At 68.3% G+C, this 347-nt stretch carries 1 pseudogene; it reads left to right on the forward strand.

What is annotated here, in order from left to right:
* Nucleotides 1-347 (forward strand): annotated as a pseudogene (locus NQL71_RS29710) (beta-eliminating lyase-related protein); the annotation flags it as partial.

Raw genomic sequence — 347 nt, forward strand, 5'->3', positions numbered from 1 at the left:
CACGGCACCAACCCGGCCACCGCGCAGATGGCCGGCATGCGTGTGGTCGTGACCGCCTGCGACGCCCGCGGCAACGTCGACATCGAAGACCTGCGCGCCAAGGCCATCGAGCACCGCGAACACCTCGCTGCGCTGATGATCACCTACCCGTCGACCCACGGCGTGTTCGAGGAAGGCATCCGCGAAATCTGCGGCATCATCCACGACCACGGCGGCCAGGTGTACATCGACGGCGCCAACATGAACGCCATGGTCGGCCTGTGCGCCCCGGGCAAGTTCGGCGGCGACGTCTCGCACCTGAACCTGCACAAGACCTTCTGCATCCCCCACGGCGGTGGCGGCCCGGG

It is taken from the genome of Pseudomonas serbica (genome assembly GCF_028823535.1).
Lineage (GTDB): Bacteria > Pseudomonadota > Gammaproteobacteria > Pseudomonadales > Pseudomonadaceae > Aquipseudomonas > Aquipseudomonas serbica.